This is a genomic window from Arthrobacter sp. YA7-1, from assembly GCF_025960325.1.
Classification (GTDB): Bacteria; Actinomycetota; Actinomycetes; order Actinomycetales; family Micrococcaceae; genus Arthrobacter; species Arthrobacter bambusae_A.
In genome coordinates, this window is sequence record NZ_CP110114.1 from 3,443,401 (window position 1) to 3,458,262 (window position 14,862).

Sequence of the window (14,862 nt, forward strand, 5' to 3'; positions counted from 1 at the left end):
GGAGCGTCCGCCGAAAACCCCACATATCCGAGCGAGGGTTCACTTCCGAAGACGTGGCGAATACGCTGAAACAAGCTGCCCCATTCCCCCGTCCCTAGCTTTGGAGCCCATTGATGACAGGTTGGAATGCCGAGAACCTTGCAGGTTCGGCCGGCGCAGGCGCCGTGACGTTGTTGGCAGGAACATCGTTTTGCGTCTCTGCGGCCAACGGCGATATGGATCAACTGCGCCCGCACGGGATGTTCTTCCGTGACACGCGGTTCGTTTCGAACTGGGTGCTGGCGGTGAACGGCCACCCCATCGAAGCCTTGGGTTCTCCTGTCCCGGAGCCTTTCCGCGCTGATTTTGTGGGCCGCGCGGCGCGCACCGACGGCTTGGCAGACAGCCATCTGCTGATTGAACGCAGGCGGAGCGTGTTCGGCGGGGTCCGCGAAGAGGTCACGGTCAGGAATTTCTCCAACAAGGCCACCCACGCGACGGTTTCACTCAGGGTCAATGCGGACTTTGCCGACATCTTCGAAGTGAAGGAAGGGAGGGCACACCACGAGAGCGTGCATTTGACGCGGGATGGCAACGGGTCCTTGGTCCTTGAGTCCCAGAGGCAGGGCCGGCACGTCCTGGTCACCATTGACGCTCCGAATGGCGCCGTTGACGGAGATGTCATCAGCTATGACATCTCCCTTGAACCCCAAGGCCATTGGTCCACGGGTGTGACGGCCACCCCCCGCATCGACGGGGTCGGACCCGAGGCCGACGCCGAGGTTTGGGGGAACCAACGCCCCACCGATGTCCCGGAAGAAAGGCAGCAGGAGTGGCATGAAAGGGTTCCTACAACGGAACTTGCCAACAAGGCCTTCGAAAAGGCGCTAGCCCAGAGCAGGGCAGACCTCGGCTCCCTCAGGATCTTCGACGCTGACCATCCCGGGCGGACGGTGGTGGCTGCGGGATCCCCCTGGTTCATGGCCCTTTTCGGCCGGGACTCGCTCCTGACGTCCTTCATGACCCTTCCCTTGGATCCTTCGCTCGCGCTGGGAACCCTCAAGACCCTGGCCGACCATCAGGGCAGGACCGTCAACCCGCTCAGCGAGGAGGAGCCGGGGAGGATCCTGCACGAAGTGCGTCTCGGTGCCAGCACGGGCCTCGCCCTCGGCGGCGGCAGTGCCTACTACGGCTCGGTGGACGCCACACCGCTGTTCGTCACCCTCGCCGGGGAGCTCACCCGCTGGGGATTCCATGCCGACGTCTCGGAGTCCCTTCTGCCCGCGGTGGACCGCGCACTGGACTGGATCCGCGACTACGGAGACGCCGACGGCGACGGCTTCGTTGAATACTCCCGAGCCACGGACCAGGGCCTCCTCAATCAGGGCTGGAAGGATTCCGGGGACGGCATCAACTTCGCCGACGGCACGTTGGCGGAACCACCGATCGCTCTGTGCGAAGTCCAGGGCTATGTCTACACCGCCTATCTGAGCCGGGCCCTGATGGCCCAGGAGGAAGGCGATCTAAAGCTGGCCGCGGTGTGGGGCGCCCGGGCGGCCGAACTCAAGCGAAAATTCAACGAGCAATTCTGGCTCCCCGAACGCGGTTATTTCGCGATCGCCCTGGATCGCGGCAAGCGCCCGGTGGACGCGTGCGCGTCCAACATGGGCCATTGCCTGTGGAGCGGAATCGTCGACGACGACAAGGCTCCGCTGGTCGCGGCGCGGCTCATGTCGGACACCATGTTCACGGGTTGGGGCGTCCGGACACTGGCTTCGGACATGGCAGCATACAACCCGGCGAGCTACCACAACGGCTCGGTGTGGCCCCATGACAATGCCCTCATTGCCGGCGGATTGATGCGCTACGGCTTCATTGAGGAGGCCCAACGCCTCGTCACGGGCCTCCTCGATGCGGCCGAAGCGTTCGGCGGGCGGCTTCCGGAGTTGTTCTGCGGACTGGATCGGAAAAGCTACGGGACGCCCGTCCCCTACCCTTCGTCCTGCTCGCCGCAAGCGTGGGCCGCTGCCACACCGGTCCATCTGCTCCGGGTCCTTCTCCGGTTCGATCCGTGTCTCACCCACGGCGGCCTCTGGCTGGCGCCCGTCGTTCCTGAAGGCTTCGGCGGGATCACCATGCGGAACATCCCGCTCGCCGGCTCCCGGATCTCGGTGGAGGTTGCCAACGGAGAAACACACGTCAGGGACCTGCCCGAAGACGTCGCGCTGCACCTCGAGGCGCGCAAACCGCTTGCCGATCTGTTGGATGTCCACCACGTCACCGCTGGACTCCGGCAGGGGTACTAGGTGCGCATCGGCCTTGTTGCCCCGCCTTGGCTTCCGGTCCCGCCGCCCGCATACGGCGGCACCGAGTCGATCATCGACATCCTGGCCCGCGGCCTGGTTGCCGCGGGCCACGAGGTGCTTCTCGCGGCGGCGTCCGGAAGCACATGTCCAGTGGCCAAAGTCCCCGGACCACCGCTTGCCGACGGCTCGAGGATAGGCAACGGGACGGACGAACTGCGCCACAGCGTGTACGCGTTCGCAGCCATGGACGACGTCGACCTCATCCACGACAACACCCTGGCGGGGCCGCTGTACCGGCATCGGCCAAAAGGAACGCCCATCGTCGCAACGGCCCACCTCCCCTTTTCGGCCGAAAACCACGACATTTACCAAGCAATGGCCACCGACACCGCGATCATTGCCATCTCGCACCATCAAGCGGAAACTGCCCCCGGAATCAAGGTACGTAAGGTCATCCACCACGGGATCGACACCCAATCCGTCCCGCTCGGAGCCGGCGACGGCGGCTACGTCAGCTTCCTCGGCCGGATGCACCCAGGCAAGGGCCTGCCCGAAGCAATAGAGACCGCCCGCCTGGCCCGGATACCCCTGCGGATTGCGGCAAAGATGTACAGCGCGGAAGAACATGAGTACTACGCCGCGGTCATCGCGCCGCTCCTGGGGTCCGACGTCGAATACCTCGGCGAGCTGAACGCGGCGGACAAGTTCGCCCTCCTGGGCGGGTCCGTGGCCCTGCTGAATCCGCTTCAGTGGGATGAACCCTTCGGAATGGCCATGATCGAGTCCCTCGCCGCCGGGACACCGGTGGTGGCAACATTCCGGGGATCCGCTCCGGAGATCGTTTCCGAGGGGGTCACGGGCTACCTCCGCTCGAGCCCCCCGGAGTTGGCCGAGGCCGTCATCGCCGCCGCCAGGCTGGATCGCCGAGAGTGCCGCCGTTCCGCGGAAAACTACTTCAGCGCCGAGCGGATGGTTGCCGAACACCTGGCGCTCTATGAGGAACTCCTCGCCGAGCAAAAGTGATCCTCCCAGCCAGGTATGACACCCTGAAAGCAATGAGTTTTCCAAAGACGAGCCGGCTGCCGGACATACGGGGGACCTTTGCCAAGCGCTGGGCGGGCGCCAGCACGGGTTTGCTTTTTGTGCTCGCAACCCTTGCCTGCGTGGTCGCGTTCATCGCCACGTTCTATTTTTTCGTGCGCACCACGACGGGTCAGTACATCGACGAATCCGCTTTGGTGGAAGCCGCGGCCATCAACGGTCCCACCGAGCGGGCAACCACCCAGTTCCTCGATTGGTTGCCGGTCATTTCGGTGGCGATCGCCGCCGTCGTCGTTCTTTTCGTCACGATCATGCGCCGCCGCTGGAAGTCCGCCGGGATCGCCCTCGCCGCTTGCGTCGCCGCAAACCTGGCCACCCAGCTCCTCAAGGACTGGTTTCCGAACAGGCCGTTCCGCGGCGTCCAGACCATTGAACTGAACTCGTTGCCCTCCGGCCACACCACCTTGGCGGCTTCGGCGGCCGCCGCGGTGTTCTTGGTGGTGTCGCCGCGCTGGCGGCCTGTGGCGGGGTTCCTCGGTGGCACTTTCGCGGTGGCGGCCGGGGTTTCCACGCTGATCAACCAGTGGCACCGGCCCGCCGACGTCGTGGCCGCGTTCCTCGTGGTAGGGGCGGTCATGCTTCCGGCCGGCTGGTTGGTGCTGCGCACGGGAAAGCGCTGGAACGTCCAGGACGGCCGCGGCGGGCACTGGGCGTCGTCGCGTTTATGGCTTTTGCTGGCGGCGCTGGCGGGTATCGCTGCTGCGGCGGTTTCGGTGTATTCGCTCTTGAAGATTGCGCCCGGTGTCGGCCGGGAAAGCAGCACCACCAATTACTTCTGGGCCGGCGTCTCCCTGATTGTCATCACCGGCTATCTGGCAACGGTCGCCGCCACCTGGCTTTTCGACGTGAGCGCCCGACGGCGGCAATCGCCTTAGTCCCTGCCGGTCGCCGTCGTGTTCAGCCGCACCAGCTCGGGAGAAATCCCGGGACGCTTTTCAGGACGACGCCCGATTTCACGTCCACGAGGTCCGTCCGGATGGGGGTCGGTTCGGGGAGGACAGGGTACTGGTCCCCCGTGTATTGGGGTGCTGCCGTTTCGACCGCGAGGTAGTCGCCGGCCGGTGAGATGCACGTGTCAAGGATGGCCGACCAGTCCGCGGCAGGCTGGTAAAGCTGGCGCGAGCCGTTCTTGTCGGCGAGGTTCACCACGGAGGCTTCCTTTCCGCCGTCGTACTTTCTCACTACCTGCGCGTACTGGCCGGACGTGCCGAGGACCATCGGCTGGCTCGCCGTGGTGGTGGTCCCGTTGGCGACATCGGGCACGAACGCGCCGGTGAGGCTGAGCGGCGTGGAGGTCCCGGTGGTGAGGTTGATGGTCGAATAGCGTGGCGGGTCGATGCCCTTTTTCAGTCCCTGGTCGGCGACGGCGAGTTCGTTGGTGCCGGGGACGAATCCGAGGATCCCGGCATGCGCTCCCAGAGGCGACACCTTGCCGCTTTCCAGCGCATCAATGAGGAACATGGACTGGTCGTCGGTCTGTGCCACCAAGGTGGCCGCACCGGGGACAAAGCGCCAGTCCGCGGCCGAGACCGGACCGTTGATCCCCTGGACGGCGCGCGGAGCCGTGGAGGGACTGCCTACGTCGTACACGAAGAGCGATTTCCAGTACTGGCCGGTGCCCGAAGACGCGGTGAAGGTGAAACCGATGAGGTGCTGGGAGGGTGCCGCATGGAGGTTGGCCACGGTTCCCAGGCTTGGCAAGGGAACAAGCGTTGGCGGCCCGCCGGTGAGGGGCACAATCTCGAGCGAGCTGGTGTTGTCATCGTTGAGCGTGACCACGGCGAGGGCAGTGGGAAGTGCGGCATACTCCTGGATGCGGGGGGCGCTGACGATGACGGTGCCCTGGTCGCTGCCGGACAGGCTCGTGCCGAGGATGGTGTCCGGCTTCTTGTGCCCTGTGTCGTCCTTGCCGGTGTCCCTCTGCAGGCTGTACAACGCAAAGGCTGCGGGTGTCGCGGTGCGGGCAAGTGCCGAGGTGGAGTTGGCGTGCGGCAGCTTCGAAAGGTTCGCTGCCGTCAACCCGCCGGCAAGGAGGGCGAGGATCGCGATCGTGCCGTAGAGGCGGCGAGCGAACCGGCGTCCGGCCAGGAGCTCGGCCGCGGCCGCAATCGCTGCGGCCCGTTTGGCCGAGACGGGGCGGCGCTTAGTAGACATAGGGCTGCGCCGGCTGGGTGGTGGGCTTGATGGAGTCCGGCATCAGGACGATTGCCTCGCGGCTGGCCGCGTTGGGGTTGGCGTGGAAGCTGCTGGTGACCGTGACCCAGCTGTCGGTCTTGAAGTCGTTTTGCCACCCGGGGTGATAGACGGGAACACCGATCGGCTGGGCATCGACCGCGCAGCACGTCACCACGAACCGGGTCACGAAAAAGAGGTTTGGATCTGTCGTGTCCGCGCTGATGAACCCGGTGACCGTGGCGGTCTTGTCGGCGAAAAAGTCCTGCCCCGCGCCCGACCGAAGCAACGATGCCCAGTCCCGGACGGTGAAGGAGGAGTAGTCGCCTTTGCCCGGCAGCGCGGGTGTTTTCAAGGTAAGGGCGGACGCTGAGCCGTTGAGGTCGCGCTGGGCGACAGTCGCGGTGGTAAGGGTCGACGGCGGCAGGATCAGCAGGGCGACGACGGCGGCGATGATGGTCAGCACGCTTCCGGCCGGCCGCAGCCAGCCCCATCGCGAACGGTGCGCGTCGTCGCCGTCGTGCTCGTGGGCGTGGGCGTCGCCGGCGTGGGTGTGCCCGCCGTCGGGGGCGTCATTGGCGCCGGGGACCAAGGCGAAGGCCGCCAGGGCAAGCACCCCTGCGATGACGGCCATGATGACCGTGAACACGAAATACCGCGGATGGATATACAAGGCAAGCTGCCCCGTCAGGCCCAGCCAGATCGTTGCGACGAGGCCGATGAGGCTGAGAACCACGCCTTGCCAGCGGCCCACGAGCCGCCTAATGACCATAGTTGACCGCCAATCCGAGGACCGCGGCGCACAGTGCCACGAGCACGCTGAGCTGAAGGAGGGTCTTCGCGGTGAAGGTGGTGCGCATCAGGGCGAGCATTTTCACGTCGATCATGGGCCCGAAAACGAGGAAAGCCACGATGCCACCCGGCATGAAGGTCGCACCGAAAGACAGGATGAAGAAGGCATCCACGTTTGAGCAGATCGCCACGACGAAGGCGAGCAGCATCAACGCCAGGACGGACCAGACGGGGTTGCTGCCCAGGGCGACCAGCACTTCGCGGGAAACGGCCACCTGGATCAGCCCCGCCATGCCTGCGCCGATGAACAGGGCCGGCATCATTGCCCGCGTCTCCTGCGAGAACATCTGCACGCTGCGCCGCACCCTGCCAGCGGCGCCGCCGTCGTGGTCTGCCACGTTGCACGTTTCCTGGAACCGGGCGGTCAGCAGCTCCCCCGGACGCGGATGCCGGCTGTAGATCCAGCCGACGAGGTTGGCGATGAAGAAGCCGCCCAGGACGCGGGAAACCAGGATGCCGTTGTTCCAGCCGAACGCCTGCGCGGTGGTGACGATGGTGACGGGGTTCAGGATGGGCGCGGCGAACAGGAAAGTCATCGATTCCGCGACGGTGAGGCCCTTGACCACCAGCCCGCGGGCCAGTGGAACATTTCCGCATTCGCAGACCGGCAGCAGCATTCCCAGAAGCGAAAGGACCAGCCTCCGCAGTACCGGACTCCGTGGCAGGCGACGGAGCAGCATGCCCTCCGGTAGCCAGACCTGGACAGCGATCGAAAGGACAATTCCGAGGAAGACAAAGGGCAGGGACTCCACGACGACGCTGATCGACAGCGTGGCGAAGTCGCGGGCTGCGTTGGGAAGCCCGAAGGTCTCCGACGTGGACGGCGCCAGCACCCGCACGACAGCGAAAAGCGCAACGAGCACAAGGCCGACAACCAGCCCTGCAGCGGACTTCGACGTGAGAGCCCGGGCCGGGGTTCCGTGCTCGTGTTCCGGCTGTTTACGTTTGTCGACTGCAGGCAGCGCCACGGGCACTCCTTCCTCCATGGGGCCGGTCGGGCAGGCCTGACCGGAAGGGGCTGGCGAAGTCGACTGTACACGCGGGGTGCTTGCGCGACTAGCCCTGGACGGGGCCCGGGCACCGATTCGAGTAGAGCACTTTGCAAGCTACCTAGACGCATCGGAAGCACCACCTAAGGCAGCGTCAGGAAGCGTGGCAAGAACAAGTATTGACCACTCGTTTCAACGGCTGCCCGGGGTCGTAGCCTCGCATGTACGTGAGTGTGAATAAACAACCGGCACCGAGTGCCACCGCTGGAAACCCAGATCGGACTCCCCTTTCGAGCGGCACCTTCTTGGCCCACCAACGAGGGATCACCCGGCTGCCTGTGCATTACCTAGCCTGGGGAGGAGTTGACCATGAGTACCACTAATGACCAGCAAGGGACGACGGAATCGCCGCGCGAGGGCCGCACACGGCCCCAGATAACCCGATTACGGCCCGGTAAGCACTTTGGCAAACGCTGGACCGCTTTCGGCAGCACGGCGCTGGTTGTGGCCGGCCTGCTGGCCGCGGTGGGATTCGCCGCTCCTGCACATGCCGCCCCAAACACGGTAGTGTCGCTGACGTTCGATGACGGCAACGCGGACCAATTGACGGCCGAAGCCACGATGAAGAGCCTGGGCTTGGTCGGCACGTTTTTCATCACCACCGGGTGGATCGACCAGCCCACCTACCTGACCACAGCCAACCTGCACCAAATCTCCGCCGACGGCAATGAGATCGGCGGCCACACCGTGACCCACCCGGATCTTGTGTCCCTGATCCCCGCTGAAGCGACACGGCAGATCTGTGACGGGCGCGTGGCGCTGATGAACATGGGCTTCAAAGTCACTAGTTTCGCCTACCCCTTCGCATCCGAAGATGCGAACACCGAAGCCTTGGTAAAGGGGTGCGGTTTCAACAGTGCCCGCGGACTGGGCGATGCCGCCGGCCCGGACCCGGCCTCGGCGACGCTTCCCGCGGCAGACACCATCCCGCCAGCCAATCCCTACGTCACGGCGGCACCGGATGAGGTAGACAGCACCTGGACCCTGGCGACCTTGGAGAACCAGGTGACCCACGCCCAAACAACCACCGGCGGATGGGTCCAGCTGACCTTCCACCACATCGCCGTCGGCACGGACCCGACTCTGACGATCACTCCGACCCTGTTCAGCCAGTTCGCCAACTGGCTGGCACAGCAAAAGGCAGCCGGTACGGTCGCGGTTCAGACCGTGGACCAGGTCATCGGCGGGACCCAGCAGCCCGCAGTTGCTGGCCCTGCTGTGCCACCACCGCCAGGGCCGGGAGTCAACATGATCCAAAACCCCAGCCTGGAAACCTTGGTCAACACAATCCCGCAGTGCTGGGCCGCCGGCGGGTACGGCACCAACACCCCTGCCTTCTCCATCGTCACACCCGGCCACACCGGCACGAACGCCGAACAGCTCACCCTGACAGGGTGGGTGTCCGGGGACGCGAAACTCCTGCCCGCCCTGGACCTAGGCGGCTGCTCGCCGACAGGTATACCCGGACATACGTATCAGCTGAAAGCCTGGTATAAATCCACCGCGGCAACCCAATTCGAACTCTATTACCGGGTCGGCAACGGCTTCTGGACATACTGGACCGCAAGCCCACTGGTCGCCGCCGCGGCGAACTGGACCCAAACCACCTGGACCACGCCTCCCCTGCCGGCCGGCGCCTCAGGAATCAGTTGGGGCCTGAACATCCAAACGAATGGCACCATCACCACCGACGACTACGAGATGTACGACAACGGTGTCTCGTTCGCCGACATCCCTTCGACGTATCCGTTCTACAACGAGATCACCTGGCTGGCCACCAACGGAATCACCACCGGATTCCCGGGTCCTAACGGAACCACCTTGTTCGAACCGCTGCAGTCGATCAGCCGGGAAGCGATGGCCGCGTTCCTCTACCGCTACGAGGCCAGCCCGGCGTTCAATGCCCCGGCGGTATCCCCGTTCACTGATGTTCCCACCTCGGACCCCTTCTACAAGGAAATCACCTGGCTGGCCACCGCCGGCATCACCACCGGGTATCCCGGGCCGAACAACACGAAAACCTTCCACCCCTTGGATTCGGTGAACCGGGATTCGATGGCCGTGTTCCTCTACCGTTTGAGCGGCAGCCCAGCCGTGACCCCGACCACCGCGTTCCTCGACGTACCCGTCAGCTACCCGTTCTACAAGGAGATCAGTTGGCTCGCCTCCACCGGCATCACCACCGGATGGCCAGTAGCCGGAGGATCGATTTACCAGCCACTTCAACCCGTACACCGCGACGCGACCGCCGCGTTCCTGTTCCGCCTCAACGCCAAATTCCCCCGGCCCTGACGGGAGGGGCGCAATATCCGACCACCTTTGAACAACCTTCCAGTCCGGAATCCCCGAATTTTCGAGGATTCCGGACTGCTGAGGTGTTCAAAGGTGGTCAGATCTAGAGGTTCGGCCCGCTGAGAGCTTCCGCCCGATAGAGGTTTTCGATGATGGTGTCGGCTTGGGCTGGCCCCATCTTGGGGTACATCGTGCGGAGTTCCTTCACCGCAGCCTCATGTCCGCGGTTGACATGGATGACGCGTAGCCAATTGATCTGCAGGCCGGAGAGGTGCAGGCCGACCTTGGAAAACTGTCGGTGTTCGATAATTCGCCAAACGCTCACGGCCGCCTGGGCGAGCGCCAACACGATGATCAATGGCGTAAAAGGCTGAAGCTGCCGTGGCCAGGTGAAGAACATGGCAGTGAAGATTAGTGCGATCCACAGCGAGCCGGCACCGAATTTCTGCCATCTGAGCCAATCGGGAAACCGTCCGGGGCGTAGTGGCGGGATCTCCAAGAGGGCCGTCTTCTCTGCAGGTGCTACGGAAATGACAGCCGATCCCAGCAGCAGGGCGCCCATCCACAGATATGGGCGACCGGGGTCTGTGAAATCGGGGAGGGAGAGAAGCTCGGACACCATCACCGTGGCGGGCAGGATGACAGGAAGCGCATCGGCCGCCTGCGCCCGCATCAGCGCCATCGGTTTGGACCGTCGGTCCCATGACAGGATGACGACACCCCGAATCAGGCCAATGACGCCAATGTAGAAGGCCAGGAAAACGATCCTGCCGTTCTGTGGTCCAGCCGGCGCTGTGGCGGCGAGCCACATCCCGGCGCCGCCTTCAAGCAGCAGGGCGCTGCCTGCCACGATGGATACAGGTTTCGCATTCCGGATGACCCGCATGAACTGTTCCTCACCGCCGAGGCAGTTCCCCCTGCGATCATCGAACGCCAATGCTTCGCAAGTGTCAACGATTCCGCCTCCGGATCGCCCGGCGCCCCGGCTTTCGCTTTTGGACATGAATGCCCGACGGCGGCAGTCGCCCAAGTGCCGATGTCGAGGCATACCCTGATGCTATGGGTGCCGAAGTCCTGGATCTCAGGCTCACCACGGGCATCCGGATTCCGTGTCTTGTCCACGGCGACTCCGATGCGAAGCCGTTGTTGCTCTTGCATGCCTGGAGTGAATCCCGTCGTAGCTTTGACCGCCTTGTGCCCCTGCTGAGGGGCTTCAGGGTTTACGCGCCCGACCTCCGAGGACAGGGCGACGCGGAGAAACCGGAGCACGGCTATTCACTGGTAGAACAAGCCGAGGACGCCTCGGTTCCGTTGGTTGAGGTTCACGAGCGGGTCACACGCTTGCGGGGGCCGCCCTCGGCACCAGTGCGCGCAACCGGAGCCGGGCAGGTTCCTCGACGTACTTGAACAGCAGGTGGGTGGCCAAGGCAATCCCCAGCAGGCACGCAGCCGCGAGCAGGTTTTCCGCCAGCGGACTCGCTCCCTGCGGCCAGTCCCTGATGAGCCAGTAGAAGAGGTAGATGAAGAACATGTGGACCAAGTACAGGCTGTAGGAGCTGTGGCCACCGTACTGCAGCCACCGCGCGGACAACGCCGAGCGGAGCCAGCCCCGGGTCAGGCTGAGCAGGGCGATGAGCAGCGGGAAGGCAAGCACGGCCAGCCGTCCCGGGCCGGGTTTCCCGGCCGTCGCCAGGAAGACGACGACGGCGGTCCCGGTCAGGAGGGCGCCGGGACCGGCCAGGGCAGGATTGAACTTCATGCGGTCAGCGTTCCGTGCGGCAATGCACGCAAAAGCGCCGGCAACGAAGCAGCACGCGATCCGCAGCAGCCATTCATACGGTTGATGCTCGGTGGTGGCGATCGGCAGGTCCGGACCCCAGACCGCCGTCGGCAGGAGGACGAGCACGGAGGCGGCCAGCGCTGCGAGCGTATGCAGCCGGCGCAGCCGGAACAGGACCAGCGCGAGCAGCGGGAACGCCAGGTAGGCAAGCCACTCGGCACTCACCGTCCAGCCCGGGCCGAACCAGCTGGCGCCGTCGGTACCGGGTTGGAACCAGAGGTGCATCATCAGCAGCTGCTTGGCCAACCCCCACGGCGACAGGTCCGGGGCCTGGGTCTGGAGGGACCATTCCCGCACGGATTCCTGCGCGGTTCCGTACACGAACCAGAGGCCCAACACGCCCACCACTAGTGCGAACGCGGGCCACATCCGGGCGAACCGGGCCCAGACGAAGTCCGCTGCAGCCCGCCAGCGGAACCGTGGGCCCAGCCGGTCAAGGTATGTGTAGGTGATGATGAAGCCGCTGAGCACAAAGAACACATCCACGCCCAGGTCGCCGTTGGCAATGATCGGGCGGAACAACTCATAGACGGGGGCGAGGAAAGTCTGCTGCATGGCTTGAAGATGGAAGAACACCACCCACAGCGCGGCCACAAAACGCAGTGCGGTCAGCGTCGCGAGATCAGGCCGGGACTGCTTCGGAGCGCTCGTCGGCAGGTGATTCTCCGGCCCGGAACCAAGCGGGGGTGCGCTGTCTGTATCGGGATTCCCAGCGGTCGGATTCGCAGTGGGGGCACGATGCGGAGGCGAGATGACTGAGAACATCCAATTCACCATACCGGACGCACCTGACCGGAGTCTGGGAGCTCCCTACCCAACTAACTCGCAGTAGGTGTCGTTTTCAGCCCTCAAAACGGCATCTACTGCGAGTCAGTTGGGCCCTAGTAGTTCCTGCGGTGCTTGAGCTTCGGGAGCGCGACGGCGAACACCGCCGCCGCGGCCACGCCCAGGACGCCGGTGGCCCAGACGCCCGCGGCGAGGGACACTGCGGCAGTGAGGGCGGAGAGCAGCACGGGTCCGCCGGTGGCACCGGCGTCGGAAATGAACCGCCACAAGCCGAGGAATTGCCCGCGGCCCTTGTCCGGGGAAAAATCGGCTCCGAGCGTCATGATGAGTCCCGAGCTGATGCCGTTCCCGAAGCCGATCAGGAGCGAGGCCAGCAGCAGCCCCACGAAATCGGCGGACGACGGCATCAGGAACAACGCAGCGCCCATGATGAGGGTGGAGGGCACAGCGACCCACATGCGCCCCTTGCGGTCCATGAGCTTGCCGGCCGGATAGAACACCAACATGTCGATCGCGCCGGACAGCCCGTAGATCAGCGATGCATGCGTTGCGTCCAATCCCAGGTGTTCCGCCCACAACGGGATGACCACTTGGCGTGAGGCGCGCAGCGCGCTGAGCAGCAGGATTCCGGTCCCGACAGTGAGGAACACGCCCGCGTGGGAAACCGCGACGCCGCGGAGGGTGGGCTCGGGACCCTTGGGCCCGCCGTCGACGTCGTCCGGCAACACGAGGTCCGGGATGGTGAGGGACAGCACCGCGGCGGCTGCCATGCCCGCCACGCCAACCCAATACGCGCCGCTGATCCCGGCGAACTGCATGACGGCCGCACCGACGAACGGGCCGATGAACACGCCGATCCGGGTGACGCCGCCCAGGGTCGAGAGTGCGCGTGCGCGGTAGATGACCGGGACCGCTTCGGTGAGGTACTTCTGGCGGGCAAGGTTGAAGACGCTCGTGGACATCCCGACGACGGTCATCGCCGCGGCGAACAGCCAAATGCCGTTGTGCGCAAGGAGCGGCGCGAATCCGGCGGCCAACAGGGCAAATGCTCCGGCGGCGCCTGCGGCAACGATGGCCCATCGCTCGCCGAACTTGATAGTGATGAGCGATGCGGGCAGGTTGAAGAACCACGACCCCAAACCGATCAACGTGACCACCAGCGCGGACACGGCCACTGAGGCGCCAAGGTCTCGGGCGGACAACGCCACCACCGGAAGCACCGCGCCTTCGCCGATACAGAACAGCAACGCGGGCCCAAAGGCGGGCAACGCAATGCTGCGGAGATTGAAGGGTTGAAGGGTGCTGGTGGTCGTCATCCCTTTCATCCTAGGACGCCGCCTCCTTTCCGACGCGCCAAATATCTCTCGCGCAGGGATTTCCGGCTGCGTCAGGCATTCCGCGCGTCATAGGGCTCCTCGCGGACGGCGCCGGGGCACGCCTCCCGCCGCCAGCTTCCGTTCGAACACGCCAGGCGCCGTGAGTTCTGCCCACACCCAACGAACGACGCCGGCCCCGGTGGCGCGGATCCGGTCCTCGCGCAGTTTCTCCTCGACGACGGCTTGAGCGGCAGTCCGTCCCTTGAGGAATTCCGGTTTCAGGTACTTGTCGATGCCATCGAACTCCCCGGCCACCCGCACACCCCTCCAATAGAAGTCCGAATAGCCCACGAGGCCCTCTTCGTCGCGGAATTCACGTTGAAGAACCGGGGCCTCGAATCCGGCGACATGCATCAACGCCCGGCTATAGGATTCCCCCGCAGATCCGGACAAGGAATCCGCGAAATCGACCGCCGCTTGGATTCTCCGGATGGCCGCCGCCGTGTAAATTGCATCCGCTCGCTCCAGAAGGGTCTCTTTCGTGATGGCGGGCAATCCCCGTTTGCGGTCGGCTTTGAGCACATGATCGAGGGGAGCGATGGCTTCGACGAACGGAGTAAAAGCCGCCAGGTCCAGTACGGTGCGCACCCTGTCAGTCACCAGGAGTCCCTCGCAGCGATATACCTTGAGACCAGCGGGGTCCGCATAATGGCGGGTTATCCCGGCGCGCGAGCGGCCGCCATCGTTCTGGAGGGTCAAGGCCTGCACCGGATGATGCAGGCCTATGGTGGGAATCCCCCAAACAGACGCCGCCGAGTGCCTCGCGAATATGGTCCTGGCACTGGAAGTTTCGGCCGCAGCGCTGATCCGGACACGGTATTGTTCCCACGGTTTCAGCGCCGCCCACGCAGCGCCGTCAACGTAAGCACCTTGGCGGACGCGGTGCAGGGCACCCGTTTTTGCACTCCGGGCGAGTTCCTTGAGGGTCGTTCCGAGAAAAAGGTGATCTCGGCTAAGGATCAGGCGGGGCAATTGGTTCATGACTAAGAAGCTGCCACGTGGATCGCGGCCCGCGACAGCACCGGATTCCTCCATGTGGACAAGTCCCGGGACATCATTCCGACGCGTCCCGTACCTGACGACCCCGATTTGTCCCTGCGCCCACGGAA

The 14,862-nt window shown here is 64.8% G+C and carries 12 protein-coding genes; 5 read left to right on the top strand and 7 right to left on the bottom strand.

The features are described 5' to 3' along the window. The first annotated feature begins 113 nt into the window (after positions 1-113). Genes OIT41_RS16125 through OIT41_RS16135 form a run of 3 tightly spaced genes read left to right on the top strand, consistent with a single transcriptional unit; the run spans position 114 to position 4,261 of the window. The gene (locus OIT41_RS16125; RefSeq protein ID WP_264636816.1) at positions 114-2,285 is read left to right on the top strand and encodes a glycogen debranching N-terminal domain-containing protein; all 2,172 of its coding nucleotides are present in this window, start codon (positions 114-116) and stop codon (positions 2,283-2,285) included. Further along, the gene (locus OIT41_RS16130; RefSeq protein WP_264636817.1) at positions 2,286-3,308 is read left to right on the top strand and encodes a glycosyltransferase family 4 protein; all 1,023 of its coding nucleotides are present in this window, start codon (positions 2,286-2,288) and stop codon (positions 3,306-3,308) included. It begins immediately after the preceding gene. 32 nt (positions 3,309-3,340) lie between these two features. Next, entirely contained in the window at positions 3,341-4,261 is a 921-nt protein-coding gene (locus tag OIT41_RS16135; protein WP_241707006.1) for a phosphatase PAP2 family protein, read from the top strand. Positions 4,262-4,283: 22 nt separating this feature from the next. Here OIT41_RS16135 and OIT41_RS16140 read toward each other — a convergent pair whose 3' ends face one another. The 3 genes from OIT41_RS16140 to OIT41_RS16150 are packed head-to-tail and all read right to left on the bottom strand — an operon-like array spanning position 4,284 to position 7,372. Continuing rightward, complete coding sequence (locus tag OIT41_RS16140) at positions 4,284-5,540, bottom strand: hypothetical protein (protein ID WP_264636818.1); 1,257 nt, start codon at positions 5,538-5,540, stop codon at positions 4,284-4,286. Further along, positions 5,530-6,330, bottom strand: coding sequence for a TIGR03943 family putative permease subunit (locus OIT41_RS16145; RefSeq protein WP_264636819.1), 801 nt, complete (start codon positions 6,328-6,330; stop codon positions 5,530-5,532). The genes OIT41_RS16140 and OIT41_RS16145 overlap by 11 nt, the downstream gene beginning before the upstream one ends. Further along, positions 6,320-7,372 (bottom strand): permease, encoded by a 1,053-nt coding sequence (locus tag OIT41_RS16150; RefSeq protein ID WP_241707150.1) that lies wholly within the window; start codon positions 7,370-7,372, stop codon positions 6,320-6,322. The genes OIT41_RS16145 and OIT41_RS16150 overlap by 11 nt, the downstream gene beginning before the upstream one ends. A 396-nt stretch (positions 7,373-7,768) precedes the next feature. Between OIT41_RS16150 and OIT41_RS16155 the strand changes: the two genes are divergently transcribed. Next, complete coding sequence (locus tag OIT41_RS16155; RefSeq protein WP_264636820.1) at positions 7,769-9,751, top strand: S-layer homology domain-containing protein; 1,983 nt, start codon at positions 7,769-7,771, stop codon at positions 9,749-9,751. 103 nt (positions 9,752-9,854) lie between these two features. On the opposite strand, the gene OIT41_RS16160 is transcribed toward OIT41_RS16155, so the two are convergent. After that, complete coding sequence (locus tag OIT41_RS16160; protein WP_264636821.1) at positions 9,855-10,637, bottom strand: hypothetical protein; 783 nt, start codon at positions 10,635-10,637, stop codon at positions 9,855-9,857. Between the two features lie 173 nt (positions 10,638-10,810). On the opposite strand from OIT41_RS16160, the gene OIT41_RS16165 reads away from it, so the two are divergent. After that, complete coding sequence (locus OIT41_RS16165) at positions 10,811-11,158, top strand: alpha/beta fold hydrolase (RefSeq protein WP_264636822.1); 348 nt, start codon at positions 10,811-10,813, stop codon at positions 11,156-11,158. Here OIT41_RS16165 and OIT41_RS16170 read toward each other — a convergent pair. The 3 genes from OIT41_RS16170 to OIT41_RS16180 all read right to left on the bottom strand — a co-directional run bounded on the left by OIT41_RS16170 (position 11,085) and on the right by OIT41_RS16180 (position 14,734). Next, complete coding sequence (locus OIT41_RS16170) at positions 11,085-12,356, bottom strand: acyltransferase family protein (RefSeq protein WP_264636823.1); 1,272 nt, start codon at positions 12,354-12,356, stop codon at positions 11,085-11,087. The genes OIT41_RS16165 and OIT41_RS16170 overlap by 74 nt on opposite strands. Before the next feature lie 116 nt (positions 12,357-12,472). Beyond that, positions 12,473-13,693 (bottom strand): MFS transporter, encoded by a 1,221-nt coding sequence (locus tag OIT41_RS16175; RefSeq protein WP_264636824.1) that lies wholly within the window; start codon positions 13,691-13,693, stop codon positions 12,473-12,475. Between the two features lie 87 nt (positions 13,694-13,780). After that, positions 13,781-14,734 (bottom strand): hypothetical protein, encoded by a 954-nt coding sequence (locus OIT41_RS16180; protein WP_264636825.1) that lies wholly within the window; start codon positions 14,732-14,734, stop codon positions 13,781-13,783. Positions 14,735-14,862: the final 128 nt, after the last annotated feature.